We start from the raw sequence: 21,667 nt of genomic DNA, 5'->3' as shown, positions 1-21,667 counted from the left end.
GGTGCAGCGCAGATTGCACTTGTCGATCACCGACAGCCGCAGATCCGTGGCCCGGCGCCCGTGCCGGTCCATCAACCCGGTCCCGGCCGGGGCCCCGGAGGGGCCCGGCCCGGCACCGCGCACCCGCGGCAGACCCAGGGAAACACTCATGACACCGCCTCGATGGTCTCGACCGGCGCAGCGGGGGCCGGCGCGCCGGGTGGTCCGCCCAGTGTAGTCGGACCCCATGACGCCGACCCTGCGGGATCCGTGCGCGGCGTCAACTGCGCCCGGGCGGATCCAGCTCGTCCAGCCGGGCGAGGGCGTCCGTCCACCGGGCCTGCCGCTCCTCCGGGGTCTGCTCCCACCAGGGGGTGCCGCGCTCGCCCAGGCCCCGCTTGGCCAGGCCCACCCGCTCCCGCACGGCGCGCAGCTGCGCCTCCGTGCCCTCCCGCCGGACGGTGCGCACCGCCGCGCGGGCGCGCCCCAGGTGTGACCTGAGCCGGGCCGCGACGTCCTCGGGCAGCGCGGGGTCCTGCCGGCGCCACCGCCGGCCGTCCACCACGATCCACCGCCCGTCCGGCGTGTGCTCCACCTCCCGCTGTGCCATGGCACCCATCCTGCCAGCCCCGTCCCCACGATCCGTCCGGGGCGGCGGTCCGCGGTCGAGCACGCCGCAGCAGGGGCCCCTACGCTGGGGGCATGAGCAGGCACGCGCAGCACCCGGTCCGCAGCGTCGACGAGCACCTCCGTGCGGTCACCGAGGCCCTGCGGTCGGTCCGTCCGCGAGCGGAGACCGTCTCCCTGGAGGACGCGCTCGGCCGGGTCCTGGCCGAGGACCTCGTGGCTCCCCTGGGCCTGCAGCCCTTCGACAACTCGCAGATGGACGGCTTCGCGGTGCGCGCCGCCGACAGCCGCCGGGCACCGGGGGAGGACGGGCACGTGCCGTTCGTCGTCGTAGCCTCCGTCCCGGCGGGCCACGTCCCGGACCCGCTCGGCCCGGGGGAGGCAGCCCCCATCATGACCGGTGCACCGCTGCCGCCCGGAGCGGACGCCGTGGTGCCGGTCGAGGAGACCCGGCCGGGCGGCTTCCCCGCCCCCGGGACCGTGCTCCGGCTCCCGCCCGACCAGCCGGCCGGCCGGTTCGTGCGCCGGGCGGGGGAGGACGTGGCCGAGGGCGACACGGCGCTGTTCGCGGGGCAGCGGCTCACGCCGGCCCGGCTCGGGCTGGCCGCCGCACTGGGGTGCGCCACGCTCCCCGTGCGGACGCGGCCCCGGGCCGTGCTCTACACGACGGGCGACGAGGTCGTGGCCCCCGGCGCCCCCCGCGGTCCCGCCCAGATCTTCGACGCGAACGCGGCCATCCTGCGCGCCCAGCTGGCGGAGGCGGGCGTGGAGGTCCTCGCGGCCCACCTCGTCCCCGACGACGCCGGGGCCTTCGCCGCGCGGCTGGCCGCGGACGCCGCGCTGCGGCCCGACCTCTTCGTCTCGTCCGGGGGCGTCAGCGAGGGCGCCTACGAGGTGATCCGGCAGGTGCTGGGGCCTCAGGGGGAGTTCGTGCACGTGGCGATGCAGCCGGGCGGACCGCAGGGTCTCGCCCGGCCGGAGGGCGTGCCCTTCGTGTGCCTGCCCGGCAACCCGGTGAGCACGCTCGTGTCCTTCGAGATGTTCCTCCGCCCGGCCCTGACGGAGGTCGTCGGCGCCCCGGCCCCGCGCCCGCGCCGCACCGTGCCGCTCGCGGAGGCCGTCCGCCCGCTGCCCGGCAGGACCCAGGTGCGCCGGGGCGTGTGGGACGGCACGTCGGTGCGGATGGTGGGCGGGCCCGGCTCCCACCTGCTGGCCGCCGCGGCCCGCGCCGACGCCCTCGTCCTGCTGCCGCCCGGCGACGCCGAGCTGCCGGCGGGCACTCCCGTGGAGACGCTCTCCCTGGACTGAGCCGGCGCGGGAGCCGTCCGCGCTGCTGGCTAGACTGGCCTGCGCCCCCGCCCGGACGACCGCAACAGAACAGGCCCCCATGAAGTCCCTGCCCGCGCCCCTGCTCCTCGCCGCCACCGCCGTGCTCCAGGCGCTCGGCCGCTACGAGTACCACCAGAACGCGATCACGGTGGTGGGCCAGATGCTCTTCCCCATCTTCTTCGCCGTCCTGGCGCTCTTCCTCGCCCGGCGCGGCACGGAGGGGGCCTTCGGCACCACGCACCTCGTCCTGCTCGTGGCCGGCGCGCTCCTGTTCGTGCTCAGCCTGGTGGGCCGCGGCGGCACCGTCCCGGAGCTGTATCCCTCGGTGTGGGTCTACTACACCGCGTTCGCCCTCGTGGCCGTCGAGGCCGCGCTGCGGATCGCGGGGACCCCGCGGCGCGGGCGCGAGGCGTCCCCCGGCGAGGGGTCCGCCGGGCACTGAGCGGCTACCCGCGCCCCGCCGTCCCGCCGGGAGCCCCGGCGCGCTCCACGACGAGGCGTGCCAGGAGCTCCGGGCGCGTCTCCGGCAGCCAGTGCCCGGCGTCCAGCTCCACGAACCGGTAGGGGCCGCGCACGTGCTCGGCCGTCAGCTCCGCGGCCCGCCGGCCCAGGGCGAGGTCCCGGTTGCCCCACGCGTAGGTGGTCGGGACGTCGACCGCTCCCGTGCGCAGCCGGGACAGCGGCAGGGCACGGTACCAGTTCAGGGCCCCGGTCAGCGCACCCGGCTCCTCCATCCGGGCGGCGTAGCGAGCGGCCTCCGCGGCGGGCAGGCCCGAACGGTGCAGGAGCTCGCCGAGCCGCGGGCGCAGCAGCGCCTCGGGGGCCCGGGGCAGCTGGAAGGCGCCCACGTAGGCGGAGCGCAGCCCCTGCCCCGAGCGGACGAGGGAGCGCGCCAGCGCCCGCGGATGGGGCACCGAGGCCACGGTGAGGGACGCCGCCCGTTCGGGCCGGTGCGCCGCGAGGGCCCACGCCACGATCCCGCCCCAGTCGTGGCCGACCACGTGCGCGCGCTCCAGCCCGGCGGCGTCGAGCACCGCCACGGCGTCCTCGACGAGCAGCTCCAGCCGGTAGGCCCCCCGGCCCGTCGGCCGCGCACCGGGGGAGTAGCCCCGCTGGTCCGGCGCGAGCGTGCGCAGGCCGGCGTCGTGCAGCACGGGCGTGACCCGGTCCCAGCACGTGCGGTCCTGGGGGAAGCCGTGCAGCAGGAGCACGGGGGCGCCGTGCGAGGGTCCCTCGTCGCGGACGTCGAGCAGCAGGCCGCCGGAGGGGCAGCGGGTCGGTCGGTCCATCCGTCCAGGGTATCCGGGGCTCTCCCGCGCGGGCCGGAGCGGACGGATCACTCCTCGGAGGCCCGCCGGACGCCGGACAGGGGCGTGCGCCAGACCTCCGGGTCCGCGGCGGGGAACCGGCGTCCGGTCACGAGCTCCGGGACGATCCGGACGAAGATGCCCTTGGGCCCCGCCTGCCACGGGAAGAGCGGCAGGTCCACGGTGTCCATCAGGCCCTCGATCGACCGGATGCGCTCGGCGCGGCCCCTGGTCACCACGCTCCACGCGGTGCCGTCGGCGGCGTCGTACCCGTCGATCTCGAGGGCCACCGGGACGTCGGAGAGGGCGGCCGAGACCTTCGTCCCCTCCGCGGAGCGGAAGACGAGGCTCCCGTGGTCCACGACGAAGTTGACCGGGAAGATGTCCGGGTGGTCCTCGACCCACACGGCGAGGCGCCCCACTCCGGCCTCGTGCAGCAGCTCCCAGCAGCTGTTCACCGGCAGGTTCTCGACCTCTGTGGTGTGCTCGTCCGTCATCCTGTGCTCCTCGGGGTGGGTCTGCGGCATCGGCGGCGCCGGGCGGGCGTGCGGCCAAGCTAGCACCGCCACCGGCCCGGATCCAGGGCATGACGCGGGCGGACCGGACCCGGCTCCTGACCCGGCGCGGGCCGGAATCCGGGCCGGAACGATCTGGGCCAGAATGGTGGGACGCACCGACCGGCAGATCCGAGGGGACCGAACCGACATGACCGAGCAGCAGCAGGGCCTCACCCACGTGCGGGCCGACGGGTCCGCGCACATGGTGGACGTCTCGGAGAAGGCCGTCACGACCCGGGAGGCCACGGCCACGGCGACGCTGCGCACCCGCCCCGACGTCGTCGGGCAGGTCTTCGCCGCGGACCTGCCCAAGGGCGACGCCCTGCCGGTGGCCCGGGTGGCCGGGATCATGGCGGCGAAGCGGACCTCCGAGCTGGTCCCGCTGTGCCACCCGCTGCCGATCAGCAAGGTCGTCGTGGACTTCGAGCGGCTGGCGGACGGGGTGCGGATCACCGCGACCGTGCGCACCCGGGGGGTGACCGGCGTGGAGATGGAGGCCCTCACCGCGGCGTCGGTGGCCGCGCTGACTCTGTACGACATGATCAAGGCCGTCGACAAGCTCGCCGAGATCGGCGGGATCAAGGTGCTCGGGAAGTCCGGCGGGAAGTCGGGGGACTGGGTCCGCGACGACGGGGACGGCGCATGAGGACCGCAGCCGTCATCGTCGCCTCCACCCGGGCGGCCGCAGGCGTCTACCGGGACCGGAGCGGGCGGATCGCCGCGGACTGGTTCGGCTCCCACGGCTTCACCGTGGAGGGCCCTTTCGTGGTGGCCGACGGCGAGGACGTCCGCGCCCAGCTCGAGCGGCTGCTCGTGGCGCGGGCGCCGGAGGACCGGCCCAGCGTCGTGGTGACCAGCGGCGGGACCGGCCTGGCCCCCGACGACCTGACCCCGGAGGTCACCCGTCCCTTCCTCGACCGCGAACTCCCCGGCATCATGGAGGCACTGTGGGCGGAGGGCCGCAGGACCACGCCCCTGGCCGTGCTCAGCCGCGGGCACGCCGGCGTCAGCGGGCACACCTTCGTCGTCAACCTCCCGGGCTCCACCGGCGGGGTCTGGGACGGGTTGAAGGTGCTCGAGCCGCTGCTCGACCACGTCTGCGACCAGCTGGAGGGCCACCGCGACCGCGGCCACGACGGTCCCCAGCACGGTCCCCGGCACCACGGCCCCGATCCGCACGAGAAGCACGAGGAGACCGACCGATGAGCAGTCCCGGACCGATCCAGGCACAGACCGCCGTCGTCGCCGCGTTCGTGACCGACGAGGCGCTGGACCACGGGCAGGCGGTCACCGCCGTGCAGGACGAGCGCACCGGCGCCGTGGTCTCCTTCAGCGGCGTGATCCGCGACCACGACGGCGGCCGGTCCGTCACGAGCCTCGACTACACCTGCCACCCCGGTGCCGGTGCGGCGATCGAGCAGGTCGCCCGCTCGGTCGCCGACGAGTTCCCGGGCGTGCGGATCTGGGCCGCCCACCGGGTCGGGCACCTGGGGATCGGGGACTCCGCGCTGGAGGCCGCCGTCGGCGCCGCCCACCGCAAGCTCGCGTTCGCCGCGTGCGACGCGCTCGTGGACCGGATCAAGACCGAGGTGCCCATCTGGAAGGAGCAGCTGTTCGCCGACGGCTCCACCGAGTGGGTCGGGCTGGACGCCTGAGCGCCATGGACCTGCCTCCGCTCGTCGAGCCCGCGGCGACACTCACCGACGCCGAGCTGCGCCGCTACGCCCGCCACCTGACCGTCCCCGAGATCGGCGAGGAGGGCCAGCTGCGGCTGAAGAACGCCCGGGTGCTGTGCGTGGGCGCGGGCGGGCTCGGCTCCCCGGCCCTGCTCTACCTCGCCGCCGCGGGCGTCGGGACCCTCGGGATCGCCGACGACGACGTGGTGGACTCGTCCAACCTCCAGCGCCAGGTGATCCACGGGGAGGCCGCACTGGGCACGCCCAAGACGCGCTCGGCCGCCGCCCGGATCGCCGACCTCAACCCGCTGGTGCGCGTGGTCGAGCACCGCGAGCGGCTCACGGCCGCGACCGCGCCGGAGGTCCTGGCCGGCTACGACCTCGTGCTGGACGGCACGGACAACTTCGAGACCCGCTACCTCGTCTCCGACGCCTGCGAGCTCGCCGGCGTTCCGCACGTGTGGGGTTCGATCCTGCGCTTCGACGGCCAGTACTCGGTGTTCTGGGGCGCGCACGGACCCACCTACCGTGACCTCTACCCGGTGCCGCCGGCGCCCGGCTCGGTGCCCAACTGCGCCGAGGCGGGGGTGCTCGGCGTCCTGCCGGGGCTGCTGGGGACCGCCATGGCCGTCGAGGCCGTCAAGCTGGTCACGGGCGTGGGCACCACGATGCTCGGCCGCGTGGCCACCTACGACGCCCTCTCCGCCCGCTGGTGGGAGATCCCGCTGGCGCCCACGCCGGGACGCCCGCCGGTGACCTCGCTGCGGGACGACGCCGGGGCCCCCGCCTGCGCGGTGCCCGTCCCGGCCGGTCCGGCCGGGGAGGCGACGGCCGAGGAGGTGCCCACGGTGACGGCGCCGCAGCTGGCGGAGCTGCTCGCCGCCCGCGAGCGCGGCGAGGCGGAGTTCGAGCTCCTGGACGTGCGCGAGCCCTACGAGGCCCGGCTCGCGGCCATTCCCGGCGCGCGGCTGGTCCCCCTGGGCGAGTTCGAGTCCGGTGAGGCGTGGGCGGGGATCGACCCGGCCCGCCGCGTGCTGCTGCACTGCAAGGCCGGGGCGCGCTCCGAACGGGCCCTCCGGCTGCTGCGGGCGGCCGGGCACACCGACGCCGCGCACCTGGAGGGCGGGGTCCTGGCGTGGATCGAGCAGGTCGACCCCGCCCAGCAGCCCTACTGAGCGAGCCGGGCCGGTCCGTACCGGGCTTCGCGGGGAGCGGACAGCGCTGGCGGGTCCACCCCCGCACCTGCCTACGGTGGGGCCGTACCGTCCTGACGAAAGGATTTCCGCATGTCCGAGAACAGCATCTCCGCCAGCCGCGTCATCGACGCCCCCGCCGACGCCATCTTCGACGTCCTCAGCCTCCCCTCCCGCCACCGGCAGATCGACGGCTCCGGCACGGTCGTCTCCGGCGACGACCAGCGGATCCAGAAGGTCGGCCAGGTGTTCGTGATGAACATGAACGGCGAGCACATGGGCGGCGACTACGTCATGGAGAACACCGTCTCCGGCTTCGACGAGAACAAGCTCCTGGCCTGGCGGCCGAAGCCGCAGGGCGCGGAGCTCGAGGGCTGGGAGTGGATCTGGGAGCTGGCGCCCCAGGGCCCCGGCTCCACCCTGGTCACCGAGACCTACTCCTGGGAGCACGCGACCCCCGAGGCCAAGCAGGCCGTGTCCTTCCCCCTCTTCGAGGAAGGGGCTCTGGAGCACTCCCTCGAGCGGCTCGCCGCGGCCGTCTCCGAGAAGTGAGCGGCTGAGCACCCTCGTACCCGCGCGCCGGCGCCCGCCCACCTCGAGTGGCCGGGCGCCGGCGCGCGTGCGCTCAGCGCGGTCGACGGCGGACTGGCGGCTCCGGCGCGGCCGGGGCCCGGTCGCCCACCGCCGCGGCCGGGCCGTGCGGCCGGGCGCCGGTGCCGGGGTCCACCCAGAGCACCTCCCAGAGGTGCCCGTCCGGGTCCCGGAAGCTGCGCGAGCGCAGGAAGCCGTAGTCCTGGACGTCGCCCTCGGTCGCGCCGGCGCGGACCGCCCGGTCGACGACGGCGTCGACCTCGACGGGAGAGCCGACGTCGATCGCGGCGACGACGGAGGCGTCGACGGGAGTGCCCGGCACCCCGGGGCCCACCGTGTACAGGTGGCGGTCCTCGCTGAGCACCATGACGTGCTCCGCGCCGCGGACCAGCACCGTGCCGCACCCGTCCCCGCACGAGGGGCGCAGCTCCCAGCCGAGACGCTCGTAGAAGCGCCTCGTCCGGTCCGGGTCCGTGACGGGAAGGATGACGAATTCGGTCGTGGTCATGATGTCTCCTCCGTGCTGCGGCAGAGCCCGTCCCCAGGATGGTCCCCGGCCGGTGCACACGCAACGCTGTGACAGCGGATCGGCCCGCATGTCGGGACGGGAACGGGACGGCATCGGGGCGGTGCCGGAATGGGATCGGGGCCCGCACCGTTGGAACGGGCATGTTCGTCATCGGAGTCGAGTCGTTCGGAGGGCCCGAGGCCCTCGCCGTCCACGAGGTGCCGGATCCGCATCCGGGTCCCGGGGAGGTGCGGATCCGGGTGCGGGCGGCGGCCGTGAGCCCCACGGACACCGTCCTGCGCGCCGGGGGCCAGACCCTGGACGGGCGCCGCCCACCGCACGTGCCGGGGATGGACGCGGCCGGGACCGTCGACGAGGTCGGCGAGGGCAGCGTCTGGCAGGTGGGGGACGCGGTGATGGCCATCGCCCTGCCCCGCGGCGAGCACGGGGGCGCCTACGCGCAGCTGCTGGTCGCCCCGGACGACTCGATCGCCCGCCTCCCGGCGAACGCGGACTTCGCCACGGCCTCCACCCTGCCCATGAACGGGCTCACGGCCCTGCAGATCCTCGAGGCGCTGGACCTCCAGCCCGAGCAGACCCTCGCCGTCACCGGGGCCGCCGGCACTCTCGGCAACTACGTGGTGGAGCTGGCCAAGCACCAGGGGCTCACCGTGGTCGCGGACGCCGCGGACCAGGACCTGGAGCTCGTGGAGAGCCTGGGCGCCGACCACGTGGTGGCCCGCGGCGACGACGTGGCGGAGCGGATCCGGGAGTTCTTCCCCGACGGGGTCGACGCCGTCGTGGACGCGGCCGTGCTCGACGAGAAGGCGGCTCCGGCGGTGCGGGACGGCGGCGGGTTCGCGACCGTGCGGGGGTGGACCGGGGACGCGGGCCGGGGCATCACCGTGCACCGGATCGGCGTCTACGACGAGTACCACTCCGGGGACAAGCTCGAGCTCCTGCGCCGGTACGTGGAGGACGGGGTGCTGACCCTGCGCGTGGCCGACCTCCTGCCGGCCGCGGAGGCCGCCGAGGCCCACCGCCGGCTCGAGGCCGGCGGTGTCCGGGGGCGGCTGGTCCTGCAGTTCTGACGCCGCCGGGGCCTCTGCGTGCCCCCGGCGGGACCTCAGAGCCCGGACCGGTACTGGTGGTCGACCCCGGCCTGGTCCACCTTGCGGTGGAAGCGCATCCCGGTCAGTCCGCCGAGGATCGCGGCGATCAGCGGGACCAGCACGGCGACGACGAGGGCGATGATGCCCCCGGTCGTCAGCGCGCCCTCGTTGAGGGGGATCCGGGGGAAGCTGTTGAGCTCGCGCAGCACGTTGAACTGCTCGCCCGCCACCGCGCCCAGGACGGCCAGCACGATCGCGATGACGACGGCCCAGACCCACACGGCCACGCCCTGCTTGGCGCCGTCGAACCGGGCCATCCGGCCTGCCACGTAGCCGCCCGCGAAGTAGGCGATGAACAGGATCAGGGCGAGGACGATCCCGCTGACGATCCCCACGGTGCCGGCGTTCTGGCCGACCTGGTCCGCGATCTCCTGCGGGTCGGTGCTGGTGGCCACTCCGACGCCCGCCCCGATCGCGGTCAGGAGCGCGGTGAGCAGCACGGCGATGCCGGTGGCGGTCATCCAGCCGAAGAACGCGCAGCCGAACTTCACGCCCCCGTACTCCTGCTTCTCCGCGGCCACCACGTCGTGCCGGCGCCCTCGCGGAGTGGTGGCTCCTGAACGGTCCGGGGTGCTGCGTCCGGAGCCCTCGGGAGCGGACGATCCTGTCGGTTCCTGGTGCACCATGGTGCTCTCCTCACATCGGATCATCAGTGTGCTTAATATCTTCCTCCGAACACCCGTGCTCCGCAATGGGCCGGTACCGGACCCGTCACGGAGCGGCCCCGGTGCCGGTGACCGGAGTAGGTTGATGGTTCCAGCAGCACCTCGAGAGCAGCCCGCCCGAGGTGGGCGGGAAGGCACGACCATGGAGTTCACCCCTCGCACCGCCATCGTGACCGGCTCGGACTCCGGAATCGGGCGCGCGACCGCCGTCGCCCTCGCGGCGGCCGGCACGGACGTCGGCATCACCTGGCACGAGGACGAATCCGGCGCCGAGCGCACCGCGGACGAGGTCCGCTCCCACGACCGCCGCGCGGTGGTCGCGCGGCTGGACGCCACGGACCTGCAGGGCTGCGCCGGCGTCGTCGACGCCATGGTGGCGCAGCTCGGCGGGGTGGACGTGTTCGTGAACAACTCCGGGACCGGGGCGAACGTCCCGTTCCTCGAGACCTCGCTGGAGACCTGGCGCACGGTCCTGGCCACCGACCTGGACGGGGCGTTCCTGTGCCTCCAGGCGGCGGCCCGGCACATGGTGGCCGCCGGGCGCGGCGGCCGGCTGATCGCGGTCACGAGCGTCCACGAGCACCTGCCGCGGGTCGGCTCGAGCGCCTACGACGCCGCCAAGCACGGCCTGGGCGGGCTCGTGAAGACCATGGCGCTGGAGCTGGGAGAGCACGCGATCACCGCGAACGCGGTGGCCCCGGGGGAGATCGCGACCCCCATGACGGGGCAGGAGGACGAGGATCCCCAAGGCACCCACCGCCCCGGCGTGCCGCTGGGCCGGCCCGGGGACGCCCGCGAGGTCGCCTCGGTCATCGCGTTCCTCGCCTCCCCGGCCTCCGCCTACGTCACCGGCGCCTCCTGGGTGGTCGACGGCGGCATGGTGCAGATGGGCCCGCAGGCCGGCTCCCACCTGAGGAGCGACGACTGGCGCCAGGGCTAGACGGCAGAGGGCACGACGCTGCCGACGCGGACCGGGGTGCGTGAGGCCGGCGGCTGCCGGGGGCTCCCCGGCAGGGGAGTGAGCTCGCACCGGACGGAGGATCAGCCGCGAGCGAGGAGATACTCGGTGCGCACGTGGCCATGGGGGAACGCGAGACTGGAGCGCAGCTCCAACCTCGTGTCGCCGGGAACGGTCGGTGCCAACGGGCGCCCGGTCCCGATGAGCACCGGGACGACCCGCAGACGCAGGACGTCGACGAGTCCGGCCGCGAACAAGGCGTCCGCCAGCGTCAGGCTGCCCCACAGCACCAGGTCGCCGCTGTATCGCCGGCTCAGCTCGGCCACGGCCTGAGCTCCGTCGCCGCGTTCCACGATCGCCGGCGCGAACGTGCCCCAGGGTGCCTCGTCGAGAGTGGCGGAGACGACGTGCTTGGGCAGCGTGTTGATCGGCCCCGCGATCCGCTCGGTGGTCCCATCGGCGCCGGGCCAGTAGGCGGCGAACATGCGGTAGGTGGTGGCGCCGAGCAGGATCGCCTCCACCTGCGCGAGCATCCGGAGCTGGTCGTCCTCGGTCTCGGAGAAGTCCGAGTCCACGAACCAGGAGATGTCCCCGTCGGGGCGGACGGTGTATCCATCGGCGCTGACGATCTGCTCCACGATCACCCGTCCCATGGACCCTCCTCAGATCAGGGGGTGCGCGTCCCGACCACGATCCCCTCGGGGTCACCCGTTTCCAGGCTACGCCGCAGCCGATGCGCCCATGCCTGCTGGACGAAGTGTGGCTCCAGCTCGTCCGGGACCGCATCGGCCGGGGAACCCCCGGCGGATGCGGCACGCGCGTGGTCGTCCATTGCGCTCACGCTACGCACCGCTCTCGGCAGGGCTGGTGGAGTTGCGGGTCGCCCGCGTGTTCCGGAAGCGGTACAGGGCCGCGCCCAGCAGCGTGAGCACGGCGGCGGGTGCGGCGTGCATTCCCGCGATCCCCAGGGCCGCCTCGGCCCACCGCACGATCTCCATTGCGGTCAGGGGCATGCCTTGGAAGAAGCCGAACACGCCGACGAACAGGTGGTGCACGAACACCACCGCGGCTCCCACGACCGCCCACAGACCAACGACCTGTCCCGTGGGCACCAGGCGGTAGCCGTCGGCAACCGCCCAGATGCCGGCAGGCACGAAGGCGATCAGCATGGCGATCAGCCCGGGCCCGAGATGCGGGTTCCAGAGGAACCAGTCGTTGCGCAGCATCACCTCGAAGCTCACCCGCATGGCGACGACGATCGGCACCAGGCGCACCAGGACCCGCAGCACCCAGTAGAGGGGTCCCGTGCGGCGTGGACCGGGCTGGTCGGCTGTCGTGCTGGCGTCGTCGTTCCGTCCGGCCGTCATGTCATCCACGCTCCTGTCGGCCGAGCACACGGCTCCGGCCGACGGCCGGCCACGTGCGGGGGATGACCGGGTTCGCGCCGGCGGCCATCGAGACGGGGTCCATGGCACCACGGTAGGCGGGCTGGCGCGGGAAGACCGCAGCGCACCCGGGGTGCTGCGGCCTCGAGAGGCTCAGCCCAGCTCGGGAATCCGAGCGGTGAGCCAGTCGGTGACCCACCGTTCGAGCCGCTCGGCGTCCCGGTCCGGGGCGCCGGCGGTGATGACGTCGCCGAGGTAGGAGACGAATCCGTCCAGCAGGGTCACGACCTCGCCCGGGGTGCCGCGGCGGAACTCCACGCCGTAGCGGGCCCAGGACGGCCGGTGGTGTGGGGCAGGGGCCTCCGGGTCGAAGGGACGCCCTCGTCCTCCAGGGCCGTGATCCGGCCGGCGACCCACCGCCACAGGGGCGTCAGCGACCCGGGGTGCCGTCGAGCGGCGCCGCGTCTCGCTCTGGTGCCCATGTGTGCGGACGCTCGCCGGAGCCGTGCAGTGTCAGGGGTTCGTGCTGATCTCCCCGCCGAGCTCGTCCTGGAGCTGCTGCAGTTGAGCCACGTCCTGCGAGAGGACGACCCAGTTGCCCGCGTGCAGGAAGGGGATCCTCCCTCGATCGGCGAGGGTGCTCAGAAGCCCCTCCATGCTCTCTTCGGATCCGGCGACTGCCATTCCCATGAGGCCGTTGGTGCAGTCGAGGAAGGTGGTCTCCGGATCATCGGGTGCGGGCAGCTGGTCGGTGCCCGGGCACTCCACGCCGGCATCGACGACGGCCTCGCGCAGCGCCACGGCGTCGTCGTAGCTCTCGGCGGGTCCGTCCACCATCGCCTGGATGTCGTCGGTGGCGGGCCCGCAGCCGGTCAGCGCCAGGGCGGAGAGGGTCAACAGGGTGGTAGCAGCTCGGCGCACAGGTCTCTCCGGTCGTCGGGGGATCGAGCATGGGCTGGGATTCGAGCGCGTGGGCGCACGGGCAGGCACCTGCTTCGATCCTATGCGCCCCGGCACGGTCCGGCGGCACGGCTGGTGGCGAGCGTGACGGTGATGGGTCCGCACGCATGGTGGCCGAACCAGTCGGCCCGACCTCGAGGAGCACCCCGTTCCCACCCCGGAACCCGAGGAGGCCGTCGCCACGATCACCGTCCTGGACTCCGACGCTCCACGATGAACACCGCGACGAGCGGCGGGCCCACCCGGCGGACCGATCACGGTCGCTACGCTGGCGGCACGGCTGAGACAGGAGCGACCGAGGCCGGCGGCGGGTCCCGCTGATGCCGGCCGACGAGATCCTCCGGCTGGCCGGCTGTTCGCTGCTGCTCGCCGGGTTCCTGTTCATCCTCCGCTGGTGGGTGGAGACCCGCGGCGAGGACCGGACCAGCCGGGACCGGCGGATCGCCGTCGTGCTGACCAGCGCCTCGCTGGTGCTGACCGCTGCCGCGATCGTGGTCGGTGCGGGCGCAGGCTGATCAGCACTCATCGAGAGGAGGGCCGCCGTTGCCGACGTCGCTGAAGATCCACCTGGTTGCCCTCGGGTTCCTGTTCGTCGGTCTGGCCTTGCTGGCGCGGGGTCTGGTCGAGGGCAAGGGCACGATGCCGAAGGGCCGGGACCGTCGTGCTGCTGCCGGGATGTTCCTCGTCTCGGCCGCGCTGTTCCTGGCCGCCGGCGGTCTCCTGATGTCCGGGGACTGAGCGCCGGAGCTGCAGGTGGCTCCGTGGCGGCCCCGCTAGGAATCAGGGCCGCCACGGGCAACGAGCGCCTGACAGGGGCGCTCCGTGCGGCGAGACCACGCCCCCCGACGGGCCTCGCGCTGTCGGGCCGCTCGCAGCGGCTCGCCGACACGAGTCAGCCTATGCACGGGGGTGCGGTCCGGGGAGCCCCACTTCTGTGCACAAGCATGGGCTCGGCGGCGCCACGCCCGGCCGGGCCCGGGCGAGGACGTCGCACTCGGCCTCGGGAAGGAGCTGGACCGCGGTCAGCGAGGCCCCGGACAGGTCGTGGCGGAGCGGGTCGGCGAGCAGCTGCGGGGCCCCGACGTGGCGGGAGGTCAGGTGGCCGGTGACCACCGCGTCGCCGGAGGCGAGGATGCCGGTGTCACCGATCAGGTAGGAGGTGTGGCCGGCGCCGGCGGCATCCTGCGGCGGGCTTCCATCACCTTGGCGTGCGAGGACTCCATCCGGGCTCCCACCATGAACGCCGTCCCGACGACCGGTCCGAGCACCCAGGCCGAGGACGGTCCGAGGAGGACGAGCAGCATCACCGTCACCGCCCAGGCCACCAGCCCGGCCATCCAGGACAGCACCACCGTCGGCATCGCCGTGGTCACGTAGTCGGTGGTCATCGGCAGCGGCTCCGGATCGCCCTCGTCCTCGAGCTTCCGATGTCTGGCCCGGGTGCGCGCGTAGAACACGAAGCAGACCGTCAGGGCGACCAGTCCGGCGACGGCGTTGGACAGGCCGTACCCGCCGATGGCGACCACCCGGTCCCACACCGCCTCGCCCACCGTGTCGAGGAAGAGGGAGACAGCGAAGTACGCCGGGATCCACCACCACCGGAACGGCCGGCGCTCTCGCGGCGCACCGGAACTCCCGGCGTCGTCGATCCCCTCCGTGCTCACCGCGCCACCCCCGCACAGGTCCGTCTACGGGCTCAGCGTAACGAGCCCGGTCGGGATCCGTGTCCGCACACATGGGAGGCGAGCCCGCACCGGCCCGTGCGCCGCGGCGAAGACCGTCGGGGCCCGCCGGTACGCTCGACGAGTGCACGACCCGACTCCCGGAGGTAGCCCATGTCAGAGCCCCCTCGGCCGCAGCGGCGGGTCAGGAACGGCTGGGCACGCCTCGACCAGCGGCTGAGCCGGCTGGAAGGCACGGCATGGCGCAGGATCAGGTCGGTCCCGCTGCGCTGGTGGGTCCGCGCCGCGGCCGTGACGATCGTTCTCCTCATCGCCTCGTACCTGCTCGGCCTCGGCGTCGGGTGGATGGGGTGGTTCCGCGACCTCGTGGACCGCGCCTGGGTGGTGTACGACCACGTGCTGGAGCGGGTGATCCCCTGGGCGATGCTGCTGCCGCTGGCGATCGCCTACGTGGCCTACCGCGTCTACCGCGCGGACCAGTGGTGGAAGCGCGCCGAATGGGCTCTCGACGCCGCCTCCGAGGGCAGGGCCCACACTCGCCGGCGGTTCGGGAACAAGGCGATCGACGAGCTGCTGGTCAGCAGGATGGCTCCCACCGAGGACTTCACGATGTTCGACGCCGTCGTCGCCGAGCGGTACGCGGACCTCGTGCAGGAGATCGCCCTGAGCGACCCGACCGTCTCCCCGCCGCCCCGCGCCTCCTGGGCGGATCCGGACGTAGACGGCACCCAGGAGAGGAGAGGACAATGACGCTACGAGACCCACTGAGGAGGTGCGTCACCGTGAGCACGACTGCATCCGGGGACAGGCAGACGGGCGCCGACCCAGGAGGCGACGCCCTGCGGCGCGCCGCCTCGGCCCTCGGGGTGGATGTCCGCACGCTGCGCGCCCTGCGCGAGCGGTCTCCGTACCGCACGGTGCCGGTGAGCCTGTGGCTGATGGGCGAGGACCCGATCTACGTCTCGACGGAACGGCAGGCCGACGAGCTGCGGGCCGTGGACAGGTCCTACCGCCTCGTCACCCGCTGAGCACTCGTCCGCTGAGCGCTCGTCGCGCGCACCGGGGGAGCGAGGTGACGTCCCGCCCCGGATAGGCTGACCCCATGTCCTGCACCGAGCACTGTGAAGCCCCCGCCGAACGCGCCGGCGGGGGCTTGCTCGTGCGCAAGGACGGGGTGAGGACCAGGAGGGGAGATCCGAGGCCGCCGTGCGGAACCTCCCTCCGGGCGTGCGGGAGTCGAAGCGGAGTGCTGATCCTCGACGCCGGCTCCACCCGCTCCGGGATCACCGCGGACGCCGTGGCCCGGAGGGGCCAGGCGGTCCGCGAGACCGACGGGACGGGGACTCCGTGGCACGGATCCGCGAGGTCAGGGGCCCGGACACGGTCGGCGTCCCCGGCGGCACCCCGCCCCGTCCACCCCTTCGAGAACCGACCTCCCGCACGAGAACTGAGGACCTGGTGAGCGTACCCTCCACCTCCACCGCAGTCGCTGCCCGCCCCCGGCGCCCGGTGCCGCTGACCGTCCTGGCGTGGCTGCTGCTGGCGACCGTGCTGGTGCGGTCCGTCTGGCTGGCCCTCGATGGCAGCATCGACCTGGACGTCTACCGGCTCGGCGGCATGGCCGTGGTCGACCGGCACGGGTTCGACGACGAGCTCTACGGACCCGGTCTGAGCCTGGACGACGACGGGGGGCTGCCCTTCACCTACCCGCCGTTCGCGGCCCTGCTGTTCGTGCCGCTGGCCTACCTGCCCGCGTGGCTCACCGAGCTCGCCCTGGTGCTGGCCACCATCGGCTTCGCGGCCGGCCTCTCGGCGGTGCTCCTGCGCTACGCGGCAGAGCGCGGACGGCCGCTGCCGCTGCAGAGCCGCCTGGACCCGGCCACGGCCGTGGCCGCCGGCACCGCGGTGCTGCTGTGGTCGGGGCCGTGGATGCGCAACGTGGGCCTGGGCCAGATCAACGCGCTGATCATCGCCCTCGTGCTCTACGACCTCCTGCGCACCCGCGACGACAGCTTCCTCGGCCGGGTGCCGCGCGGCTTCTGGATCGGGCTGGCCGCGGGGATCAAGCTGACTCCGCTGGCCTTCGGGCTGGTCTTCCTGATGCGCGGGCAGCTCCGGCCGATCCTCACGATGGGCCTCACCTTCGCCGCGACCGTGCTGGTCGGGTTCCTCCTGCTGCCGCGGGACGCGGTCGTGTTCTGGACCGAGGCCGTGGTCAGCGACGAGCGCGTGGGCAACACCGCCTACATCGACAACGTCTCGCTGCAGGGGGTGCTGCTCCACCTCGGCGTCCCCGGCGGGCTCGAGCCCGTGCTGCGCTGGGCCCTGATCCTCGCGATGCTCGTGGGCGCCGCCCTGCTGATCCGGGTCCTCGCCGCCCGGGGGATGATCCTGTCGGTCGTGGCCGTCAACGCCCTCGTCATGCTCTACATGTCCCCGGTCACCTGGTCCCACCACCACCTGTGGTGGGGGCTCGTGCTGACCACGCTGTGGGTGGACGCCTGGCCCGCGTTCCTCCGGGACGGCCCGCGCCGGCTCGCCCTGGCGCTGGGCGGGGTGGCCCTGGTGGGCCTGTACGTGGGCCCGATCCGCTGGGACGCCTGGCTGCGCCCGCTCGGCACCCCCGAACCGGCGATCGACGTGGTGGCCACCCTGCCCTACCTGGCGCTGTTCCTGCTGCTGGCCCTGTGGACGGTGACCGGGCTCCGGTCCGGGGCCCGGGGGGCCGGCGGCAGCGGCCGTGGCTGAGTCCGTCCCGCCCGGGACCTGGACGGGCTACGACCGCGGCAGCCGGGGGTACCGCCGTGTCCTGTTCGCCCTGCTGTGCGCCGGGGTCGCGACCTTCGCCCAGATCTACTCCGTGCAGGGCGTCCTGCCCCTGATGGCGGCCGAGCTCGGGATCGACGCCGCACAGGCGTCCCTGGGCGTCTCCGCCGCCACCTTCGGGCTGGCGGTGGGCGTCCTCCCGTGGTCCGTGGTCTCCGACCGCTGGGGCCGACTGCGGACCATGGTGATGGCGGTCGTGGCCGCCACGGCCCTCGGGCTCGTGATGCCCCTCGCTCCGAGCTTCGAGGCCGTGGTGGCGCTGCGCTTCGTGGAGGGGGCCGCCCTGGGCGGGATCCCCGCCGTGGCCATGGCCTATCTCGCGGAGGAGCTCGACCGCCGGCACGCCGCCGTGGCCGCCGGCACCTACGTGGCGGGCACGAGCCTGGGCGGGCTGGCCGGGCGCATCATCGCCGCCCCCGTGGGCGACGCGTTCGGCTGGCGGACCGGCACGATCACCGTGAGCGTCCTCGCGGCGCTCGCCGCCGTGGTGTTCGTCCTCGTCGCCCCGCGCCAGCGCGGGTTCGTGCGCCAAACCGTCCGGCTCACGGGGCCGTCCGGGCTGCTGGGCCGGCTGGGCGCCAACCTGGCGGACCGGGGTCTGCTGGTGCTCTACCTGCAGGGCTTCCTGCTCATGGGCGGGTTCGTGGCGATCTACAACTACCTGGGCTTCCACCTCGGCCAGGAGCCGTTCGGCGTCTCCCAGACCGCGGTGAGCCTCCTGTTCCTCGCCTACCTCTCCGGCACGTGGTCCTCGAGCACGGCCGGGCGGATCGCGGCCGCCCGCGGCCGCCGGGTGGTGCTCGTCAGCAGCGGGCTGGTGATGCTCGCGGGGCTGCTCGCCACCCTCGTCCCGTCGATCCCCGTGATCGTGGCGGGGCTGCTGCTGTTCACCGGGGGCTTCTTCGGCGCGCACGCGGTGGCGTCTGGGTGGGTGCCGGTGCGCTCGACCACCGGCAAGGCACAGGCGTCGTCCCTCTACACCCTCTTCTACTACGGGGGCTCCTCCGTGCTCGGCACGGCCGGCGGCGTGTTCTACACGGCCACCGGCTGGTCCGGGGCGGTCGCGTTCGTGGCGGCGCTCGTGATCCTCGCCGTGCTCCTGGTGCTCGTGGTGCTGCGGGACCCGGATCCGGCCTGACCCGGTGCCCGTCCGGCCGGGGGAGCCGTCACTAGTCCGTGCCGCCCCACTGCAGGGGGAACACCTCGAAGGAGCTCGCGAGCGGCACCCCGGCCCGCTCGCCCACGGCCTCCGCGTTGCCCCGCAGGAAGGCGTCCGGGTCGAAGTCGGCCCAGCCCAGGCCGTCCAGGTACGCCTGGTGCGCGCGCAGGGACGCCACGCCGGCGTCGAACGCGTCCGTGACGTCCACGGCGTGCCGGGCGTCCGGCGAGGCCGCCGCCCACACCGCCACCACGTCCGGCCACGGCGCCAGCCCGTCCTGGACCTGCTCCGGGAAGACCCACCGGTTGCCGGCGTCCCGCGCGGCGTCCAGGGTGGCGCGGCCCACCGCGATGTGGTCCGCCTGGTTCAGGTTCGTGGCACCGTCCCAGGTCTCCCGGAAGTTGTTGGTGATCACCACGTCCGGGCGGTGCCGGCGGACGACCTCCGCGATCCGGCGCCGCAGCGCCACGCCGTACTCCAGGACCCCGTCCGGCAGGCGCAGGAACTCGACCTGCTCCACGCCCACGACCCGGCAGGACTCCCGCTGCTCGTCCTCCCGCAGCGGTCCGGCCTGCTCGGGAGCCAGGCCGTCGATCCCGGCCTCCCCGCTGGTCACCAGGCAGTAGACCACGTCCTTGCCCTGCCCGGTCCACCGGGCCACGGCCGCGGCGGCGCCGAACTCCATGTCGTCCGGGTGGGCGACCACCACCAGGGCGCGCTGCCAGTTCTCGTCGACGTGCCTGAGCTGTTTCTCCACCATGTCACCCATGATGGGTGGCGGCGGGCGGTCGGGGCAATGCCTCGGTCCGCACGCCGCTCTGCTCCCGTGGCCGGTGCGGACACGGCGAACGGCTCCTGGCCGACCTACGCCGCGCCGGCGCCCGCACCAGGGGTCGAGAGGACGACGGTGGCGAGCACGGCGAGGACTCCGAGCACGTAGGCCGCGGCATGGCGGAACCTGCGCATGGTGGCTCCGCGGGGCTCGGTCCTGGGCCGGGGCAGGACGGGGGCGCCGCCGGCGGCCCGCACCTCGAGCGGAGCCGCGCCGGGCCACCGGGCGGCCGCGCCCGGACCGCTGACGAGCAGCAGCAGGGCCAGGAGGGAGACCCCGGCGGCCGCGAGGGCGCGGCCTGCGGCCGCGAGTCTGGCGGGATGCGTCATCGGAGCCTCCGGAAGGGGACGGGGGAGAAGAAGGTAAAAGCGCCCCGGCGGACGGGACCGCAGTGCATCGCCGGGGCGGAGCGGACCGGCAGCGCTGCCGGATTCCCCGTCGACACGTCAACTCTAGACAAAAGTCTATGAATCTGAACAGAAATGACCTGTCCCCACTTCACCCGACGTTACTGATCGGTAGTGTCCCCGCTCCGGCGGGTCCGGATAGCGGCCTAGGATGCCGGGGGAGGGCTCCCGCCGGGAGAGCCCCGGAGCGGAGGACCCCCATGACTCGAGCATCCCAGCGGCGCCGGGTGCACCGGTACACGGTCGACGGCGAGGAGACCGGCCGCGCGGACACCCTCGCCGGCGAGGAGCCCCTGGAGATCCGGCTCAACGGCGCCCCCTTCACCGTCACCATGCGCACCCCCGGCAACGACTTCGACCTCGTGGCCGGGTTCCTCGTCTCCGAGGGCGTGGTCCGCGCGCCGTCCGAGATCGTGCAGATGGACTACCGCAGCGGCATCGGCCCCGACGGGCAGCGCACCTACAACGTCGTCGAGGTGCGGCTCGCGCCGGGGGTCGCCCTCCCCGACACCTCCATGGAGCGGCACGTCTACACGTCGTCGTCGTGCGGGGTCTGCGGCACGGCGTCCATCGAGGCGGTCACCAAGGTCTCCTCCTTCGACCCCGCCGGGGACCCGGTCCGTCTCCCCGTGCCCGGGCTGCTCGCCCTGCCGGACCGGCTGCGCGCCGGGCAGAAGCTGTTCTCCACGACCGGGGGTGTCCACGCCGCCGGGCTCTTCCGCTGGCCCGAGCCCGGCGCGGGCACCGGCGGCGCCCCCGCCGAGCCGGAGCTGCTGTGCCTGCGCGAGGACGTCGGCCGGCACAACGCCGTGGACAAGGTCGTGGGCTGGGCGCTGCGGGAGGGGCTGCTGCCCCTGCGCGGCACGGTCCTGCAGGTCTCGGGACGCGCCTCCTTCGAGCTCGTGCAGAAGGCGTACATGGCCGGCGTCCCGGCGCTCGCGGCGGTCTCGGCGCCCTCCGCGCTCGCGGTCGACCTCGCCGAGGAGGCAGGCCTCACGCTGCTCGGGTTCAGCCGCGGGACCTCGGTCAACGCCTACGCCCACCGGGAGCGCCTGGCCGTCCGAGGGGGTCCGGAGGGCGTCCCCCCGCTGGCTACGATGGAGCCATGAAGCCCTTCCTGCTGCTCGCCACCCGTGCCCAGGACGACGTCGCGGACGAGGAGTACGAGACGATCTGCCGCTTCAGCGGTCTGCAGGAGGGCATGCTGCACCGGGTCCGCCTGGAGGCCGGGCCCATGCCGCCGATCGACCTCGAGCGCTACTCCGGGGTGATCATCGGGGGGTCCCCGTTCAACTCCTCCGACCCGCCGGAGCTGAAGTCCGGGGTGCAGCGGCGGGCCGAGTCCGAGATGCGGGAGCTGCTCGACGAGGTCGTCGCCCGTGACTTCCCCTTCCTGGGCGCCTGCTACGGGGTCGGGACCCTCGGCACCCACCAGGGGGCGGTGGTGGACCGCACGTACGGCGAGGAGATCGGGGTCGTGGAGGTGAGCCTCACCGAGGAGGGCCGGCAGGACCCCCTGCTGCGGGACTTCCCGCCGGTGTTCCACGGGTTCGTGGGGCACAAGGAGGGCACACGCACGCTGGCGCCCGCCGCGGTCCTGCTCGCCACCGGCACCGGGTGCCCGGTCCAGATGTTCCGGATCAAGCAGAACCTCTACGCCACCCAGTTCCACCCCGAGCTGGACGCCACGGCACTGGTGCACCGGATCGAGGCGTACAAGGAGCACGGCTACTTCCCGGCGGGCGCGGCCGAGGAGGTCAAGGAGCGGATCTGCCGGGGTCCGTCCGTGACCGAGCCGGAGAAGATCCTCGCGGCGTTCGTGGACCGCTACGCCCGCTGAGCCGCGTCGGGCCC

29 protein-coding genes and 1 pseudogene are annotated in these 21,667 nt (G+C 74.1%); 17 read left to right on the top strand and 13 right to left on the bottom strand.

Features of this window, described 5'->3' with window-relative positions; genetic code table 11:
* Together RE027_RS16075 and RE027_RS16070 are read right to left on the bottom strand one after the other, a co-directional pair.
* Positions 1–150: pseudogene (locus RE027_RS16075) on the bottom strand (GTP 3',8-cyclase MoaA); the annotation flags it as partial.
* 109 nt (positions 151–259) lie between these two features.
* Positions 260–589 carry a biopolymer transporter Tol gene (locus RE027_RS16070; RefSeq protein WP_368809287.1) on the bottom strand — a complete coding sequence of 110 codons (330 nt, stop codon included), beginning with the start codon at positions 587–589 and terminating at the stop codon, positions 260–262.
* A 92-nt stretch (positions 590–681) separates the two neighbouring features.
* On the opposite strand from RE027_RS16070, the gene RE027_RS16065 reads away from it, so the two are divergent.
* Complete coding sequence (locus tag RE027_RS16065; protein WP_368809286.1) at positions 682–1,914, top strand: molybdopterin molybdotransferase MoeA; 1,233 nt, start codon at positions 682–684, stop codon at positions 1,912–1,914.
* 79 nt (positions 1,915–1,993) lie between these two features.
* Positions 1,994–2,377, top strand: coding sequence for a hypothetical protein (locus RE027_RS16060; RefSeq protein ID WP_368809285.1), 384 nt, complete (start codon positions 1,994–1,996; stop codon positions 2,375–2,377).
* 4 nt (positions 2,378–2,381) lie between these two features.
* On the opposite strand, the gene RE027_RS16055 is transcribed toward RE027_RS16060, so the two are convergent.
* Together RE027_RS16055 and RE027_RS16050 are read right to left on the bottom strand one after the other, a co-directional pair.
* Positions 2,382–3,224, bottom strand: a complete 843-nt coding sequence (locus RE027_RS16055) for an alpha/beta fold hydrolase (RefSeq protein ID WP_368809284.1) — start codon at positions 3,222–3,224, stop codon at positions 2,382–2,384.
* Positions 3,225–3,271: 47 nt separating this feature from the next.
* Positions 3,272–3,739, bottom strand: a complete 468-nt coding sequence (locus tag RE027_RS16050) for a pyridoxamine 5'-phosphate oxidase family protein (protein ID WP_368809283.1) — start codon at positions 3,737–3,739, stop codon at positions 3,272–3,274.
* 208 nt (positions 3,740–3,947) lie between these two features.
* Between RE027_RS16050 and moaC the strand changes: the two genes are divergently transcribed.
* The 5 genes from moaC to RE027_RS16025 all read left to right on the top strand — a co-directional run bounded on the left by moaC (position 3,948) and on the right by RE027_RS16025 (position 7,220).
* A complete protein-coding gene (gene moaC, locus RE027_RS16045; protein ID WP_368809282.1) occupies positions 3,948–4,445 on the top strand; it encodes a cyclic pyranopterin monophosphate synthase MoaC in 498 nt (165 codons plus the stop codon).
* Positions 4,442–5,005, top strand: coding sequence for a MogA/MoaB family molybdenum cofactor biosynthesis protein (locus RE027_RS16040; protein ID WP_368809281.1), 564 nt, complete (start codon positions 4,442–4,444; stop codon positions 5,003–5,005). The genes moaC and RE027_RS16040 overlap by 4 nt, the downstream gene beginning before the upstream one ends.
* Positions 5,002–5,454 (top strand): molybdenum cofactor biosynthesis protein MoaE, encoded by a 453-nt coding sequence (locus RE027_RS16035; RefSeq protein WP_368809280.1) that lies wholly within the window; start codon positions 5,002–5,004, stop codon positions 5,452–5,454. The genes RE027_RS16040 and RE027_RS16035 overlap by 4 nt, the downstream gene beginning before the upstream one ends.
* A 5-nt stretch (positions 5,455–5,459) precedes the next feature.
* A complete protein-coding gene (gene moeB, locus RE027_RS16030) occupies positions 5,460–6,650 on the top strand; it encodes a molybdopterin-synthase adenylyltransferase MoeB (protein ID WP_368809279.1) in 1,191 nt (396 codons plus the stop codon).
* Positions 6,651–6,761: 111 nt separating this feature from the next.
* A complete protein-coding gene (locus RE027_RS16025; RefSeq protein WP_368809278.1) occupies positions 6,762–7,220 on the top strand; it encodes an SRPBCC family protein in 459 nt (152 codons plus the stop codon).
* A gap of 73 nt (positions 7,221–7,293) precedes the next feature.
* On the opposite strand, the gene RE027_RS16020 is transcribed toward RE027_RS16025, so the two are convergent.
* Entirely contained in the window at positions 7,294–7,767 is a 474-nt protein-coding gene (locus RE027_RS16020) for a VOC family protein (RefSeq protein WP_368809277.1), read from the bottom strand.
* Positions 7,768–7,928: 161 nt separating this feature from the next.
* On the opposite strand from RE027_RS16020, the gene RE027_RS16015 reads away from it, so the two are divergent.
* Positions 7,929–8,858, top strand: coding sequence for an NADP-dependent oxidoreductase (locus tag RE027_RS16015; protein WP_368809276.1), 930 nt, complete (start codon positions 7,929–7,931; stop codon positions 8,856–8,858).
* A 35-nt stretch (positions 8,859–8,893) separates the two neighbouring features.
* Here RE027_RS16015 and RE027_RS16010 read toward each other — a convergent pair whose 3' ends face one another.
* Positions 8,894–9,565, bottom strand: a complete 672-nt coding sequence (locus RE027_RS16010) for a hypothetical protein (RefSeq protein ID WP_368809275.1) — start codon at positions 9,563–9,565, stop codon at positions 8,894–8,896.
* A gap of 181 nt (positions 9,566–9,746) precedes the next feature.
* On the opposite strand from RE027_RS16010, the gene RE027_RS16005 reads away from it, so the two are divergent.
* Complete coding sequence (locus RE027_RS16005; RefSeq protein ID WP_368809274.1) at positions 9,747–10,544, top strand: SDR family oxidoreductase; 798 nt, start codon at positions 9,747–9,749, stop codon at positions 10,542–10,544.
* Between the two features lie 101 nt (positions 10,545–10,645).
* Here RE027_RS16005 and RE027_RS16000 read toward each other — a convergent pair whose 3' ends face one another.
* The 4 genes from RE027_RS16000 to RE027_RS15985 form a co-directional block, all read right to left on the bottom strand.
* Positions 10,646–11,215, bottom strand: coding sequence for a dihydrofolate reductase family protein (locus RE027_RS16000; protein WP_368809273.1), 570 nt, complete (start codon positions 11,213–11,215; stop codon positions 10,646–10,648).
* Between the two features lie 189 nt (positions 11,216–11,404).
* Positions 11,405–11,929, bottom strand: coding sequence for a hypothetical protein (locus tag RE027_RS15995; RefSeq protein ID WP_368809272.1), 525 nt, complete (start codon positions 11,927–11,929; stop codon positions 11,405–11,407).
* Between the two features lie 171 nt (positions 11,930–12,100).
* Positions 12,101–12,265, bottom strand: a complete 165-nt coding sequence (locus tag RE027_RS15990; RefSeq protein ID WP_368809271.1) for a hypothetical protein — start codon at positions 12,263–12,265, stop codon at positions 12,101–12,103.
* Between the two features lie 195 nt (positions 12,266–12,460).
* Positions 12,461–12,868 (bottom strand): hypothetical protein, encoded by a 408-nt coding sequence (locus RE027_RS15985; protein ID WP_368809270.1) that lies wholly within the window; start codon positions 12,866–12,868, stop codon positions 12,461–12,463.
* Between the two features lie 359 nt (positions 12,869–13,227).
* Here RE027_RS15985 and RE027_RS15980 point away from each other — a divergent pair, with 359 nt between their 5' ends.
* On the top strand, positions 13,228–13,422 hold the full coding sequence (locus tag RE027_RS15980; RefSeq protein WP_368809269.1) for a hypothetical protein: 195 nt from the start codon (positions 13,228–13,230) through the stop codon (positions 13,420–13,422).
* 28 nt (positions 13,423–13,450) lie between these two features.
* Positions 13,451–13,645, top strand: coding sequence for a hypothetical protein (locus tag RE027_RS15975; protein ID WP_368809268.1), 195 nt, complete (start codon positions 13,451–13,453; stop codon positions 13,643–13,645).
* Positions 13,646–14,055: 410 nt separating this feature from the next.
* Here the strand turns inward: RE027_RS15975 and RE027_RS15970 are convergent, their stop codons facing one another.
* On the bottom strand, positions 14,056–14,571 hold the full coding sequence (locus RE027_RS15970; RefSeq protein WP_368809267.1) for a hypothetical protein: 516 nt from the start codon (positions 14,569–14,571) through the stop codon (positions 14,056–14,058).
* A 171-nt stretch (positions 14,572–14,742) separates the two neighbouring features.
* On the opposite strand from RE027_RS15970, the gene RE027_RS15965 reads away from it, so the two are divergent.
* From RE027_RS15965 to RE027_RS15950, 4 genes are all read left to right on the top strand, one after another.
* Entirely contained in the window at positions 14,743–15,339 is a 597-nt protein-coding gene (locus tag RE027_RS15965) for a hypothetical protein (protein WP_368809266.1), read from the top strand.
* A gap of 32 nt (positions 15,340–15,371) precedes the next feature.
* The gene (locus RE027_RS15960) at positions 15,372–15,617 is read left to right on the top strand and encodes a hypothetical protein (protein ID WP_368809265.1); all 246 of its coding nucleotides are present in this window, start codon (positions 15,372–15,374) and stop codon (positions 15,615–15,617) included.
* Positions 15,618–16,047: 430 nt separating this feature from the next.
* A complete protein-coding gene (locus RE027_RS15955; RefSeq protein WP_368809264.1) occupies positions 16,048–17,337 on the top strand; it encodes a glycosyltransferase 87 family protein in 1,290 nt (429 codons plus the stop codon).
* Complete coding sequence (locus tag RE027_RS15950) at positions 17,330–18,553, top strand: MFS transporter (protein WP_368809263.1); 1,224 nt, start codon at positions 17,330–17,332, stop codon at positions 18,551–18,553. Before RE027_RS15955 ends, RE027_RS15950 begins: the two co-directional genes overlap by 8 nt.
* A gap of 31 nt (positions 18,554–18,584) precedes the next feature.
* On the opposite strand, the gene RE027_RS15945 is transcribed toward RE027_RS15950, so the two are convergent.
* Together RE027_RS15945 and RE027_RS15940 are read right to left on the bottom strand one after the other, a co-directional pair.
* Positions 18,585–19,334, bottom strand: a complete 750-nt coding sequence (locus tag RE027_RS15945; RefSeq protein WP_368809262.1) for a PIG-L deacetylase family protein — start codon at positions 19,332–19,334, stop codon at positions 18,585–18,587.
* Between the two features lie 104 nt (positions 19,335–19,438).
* Positions 19,439–19,735 (bottom strand): hypothetical protein, encoded by a 297-nt coding sequence (locus tag RE027_RS15940; protein ID WP_368809261.1) that lies wholly within the window; start codon positions 19,733–19,735, stop codon positions 19,439–19,441.
* A 278-nt stretch (positions 19,736–20,013) separates the two neighbouring features.
* Between RE027_RS15940 and fdhD the strand changes: the two genes are divergently transcribed.
* Both fdhD and RE027_RS15930 read left to right on the top strand, forming a co-directional pair.
* The gene (gene fdhD / locus RE027_RS15935) at positions 20,014–20,922 is read left to right on the top strand and encodes a formate dehydrogenase accessory sulfurtransferase FdhD (protein WP_368809260.1); all 909 of its coding nucleotides are present in this window, start codon (positions 20,014–20,016) and stop codon (positions 20,920–20,922) included.
* Entirely contained in the window at positions 20,919–21,653 is a 735-nt protein-coding gene (locus RE027_RS15930; protein ID WP_368809259.1) for a glutamine amidotransferase, read from the top strand. The genes fdhD and RE027_RS15930 overlap by 4 nt, the downstream gene beginning before the upstream one ends.
* The last annotated feature ends 14 nt before the right edge of the window (positions 21,654–21,667 follow it).

The sequence above is a fragment of the Kocuria sabuli genome, from assembly GCF_040981185.1.
Lineage (GTDB): Bacteria > Actinomycetota > Actinomycetes > Actinomycetales > Micrococcaceae > Kocuria > Kocuria sabuli.
The sequence above is the reverse complement of the archived record's forward strand: the minus strand, read 5'-3'. Positions and strand labels throughout refer to the sequence as shown.

Bases quoted from the DNA above. Each gene is read 5' to 3' on its own strand.
- RE027_RS16070 (WP_368809287.1), bottom strand. From the start codon at position 589: ATGGCACAGCGGGAGGTGGAGCACACGCCGGACGGGCGGTGGATCGTG.
- RE027_RS16065 (WP_368809286.1), top strand. From the start codon at position 682: ATGAGCAGGCACGCGCAGCACCCGGTCCGCAGCGTCGACGAGCACCTC.
- RE027_RS16060 (WP_368809285.1), top strand. From the start codon at position 1,994: ATGAAGTCCCTGCCCGCGCCCCTGCTCCTCGCCGCCACCGCCGTGCTC.
- RE027_RS16055 (WP_368809284.1), bottom strand. From the start codon at position 3,224: ATGGACCGACCGACCCGCTGCCCCTCCGGCGGCCTGCTGCTCGACGTC.
- RE027_RS16050 (WP_368809283.1), bottom strand. From the start codon at position 3,739: ATGACGGACGAGCACACCACAGAGGTCGAGAACCTGCCGGTGAACAGC.
- moaC (WP_368809282.1), top strand. From the start codon at position 3,948: ATGACCGAGCAGCAGCAGGGCCTCACCCACGTGCGGGCCGACGGGTCC.
- RE027_RS16040 (WP_368809281.1), top strand. From the start codon at position 4,442: ATGAGGACCGCAGCCGTCATCGTCGCCTCCACCCGGGCGGCCGCAGGC.
- RE027_RS16035 (WP_368809280.1), top strand. From the start codon at position 5,002: ATGAGCAGTCCCGGACCGATCCAGGCACAGACCGCCGTCGTCGCCGCG.
- moeB (WP_368809279.1), top strand. From the start codon at position 5,460: ATGGACCTGCCTCCGCTCGTCGAGCCCGCGGCGACACTCACCGACGCC.
- RE027_RS16025 (WP_368809278.1), top strand. From the start codon at position 6,762: ATGTCCGAGAACAGCATCTCCGCCAGCCGCGTCATCGACGCCCCCGCC.
- RE027_RS16020 (WP_368809277.1), bottom strand. From the start codon at position 7,767: ATGACCACGACCGAATTCGTCATCCTTCCCGTCACGGACCCGGACCGG.
- RE027_RS16015 (WP_368809276.1), top strand. From the start codon at position 7,929: ATGTTCGTCATCGGAGTCGAGTCGTTCGGAGGGCCCGAGGCCCTCGCC.
- RE027_RS16010 (WP_368809275.1), bottom strand. From the start codon at position 9,565: ATGGTGCACCAGGAACCGACAGGATCGTCCGCTCCCGAGGGCTCCGGA.
- RE027_RS16005 (WP_368809274.1), top strand. From the start codon at position 9,747: ATGGAGTTCACCCCTCGCACCGCCATCGTGACCGGCTCGGACTCCGGA.
- RE027_RS16000 (WP_368809273.1), bottom strand. From the start codon at position 11,215: ATGGGACGGGTGATCGTGGAGCAGATCGTCAGCGCCGATGGATACACC.
- RE027_RS15995 (WP_368809272.1), bottom strand. From the start codon at position 11,929: ATGACGGCCGGACGGAACGACGACGCCAGCACGACAGCCGACCAGCCC.
- RE027_RS15980 (WP_368809269.1), top strand. From the start codon at position 13,228: ATGCCGGCCGACGAGATCCTCCGGCTGGCCGGCTGTTCGCTGCTGCTC.
- RE027_RS15965 (WP_368809266.1), top strand. From the start codon at position 14,743: ATGTCAGAGCCCCCTCGGCCGCAGCGGCGGGTCAGGAACGGCTGGGCA.
- RE027_RS15945 (WP_368809262.1), bottom strand. From the start codon at position 19,334: ATGGTGGAGAAACAGCTCAGGCACGTCGACGAGAACTGGCAGCGCGCC.
- RE027_RS15940 (WP_368809261.1), bottom strand. From the start codon at position 19,735: ATGACGCATCCCGCCAGACTCGCGGCCGCAGGCCGCGCCCTCGCGGCC.
- fdhD (WP_368809260.1), top strand. From the start codon at position 20,014: ATGACTCGAGCATCCCAGCGGCGCCGGGTGCACCGGTACACGGTCGAC.
- RE027_RS15930 (WP_368809259.1), top strand. From the start codon at position 20,919: ATGAAGCCCTTCCTGCTGCTCGCCACCCGTGCCCAGGACGACGTCGCG.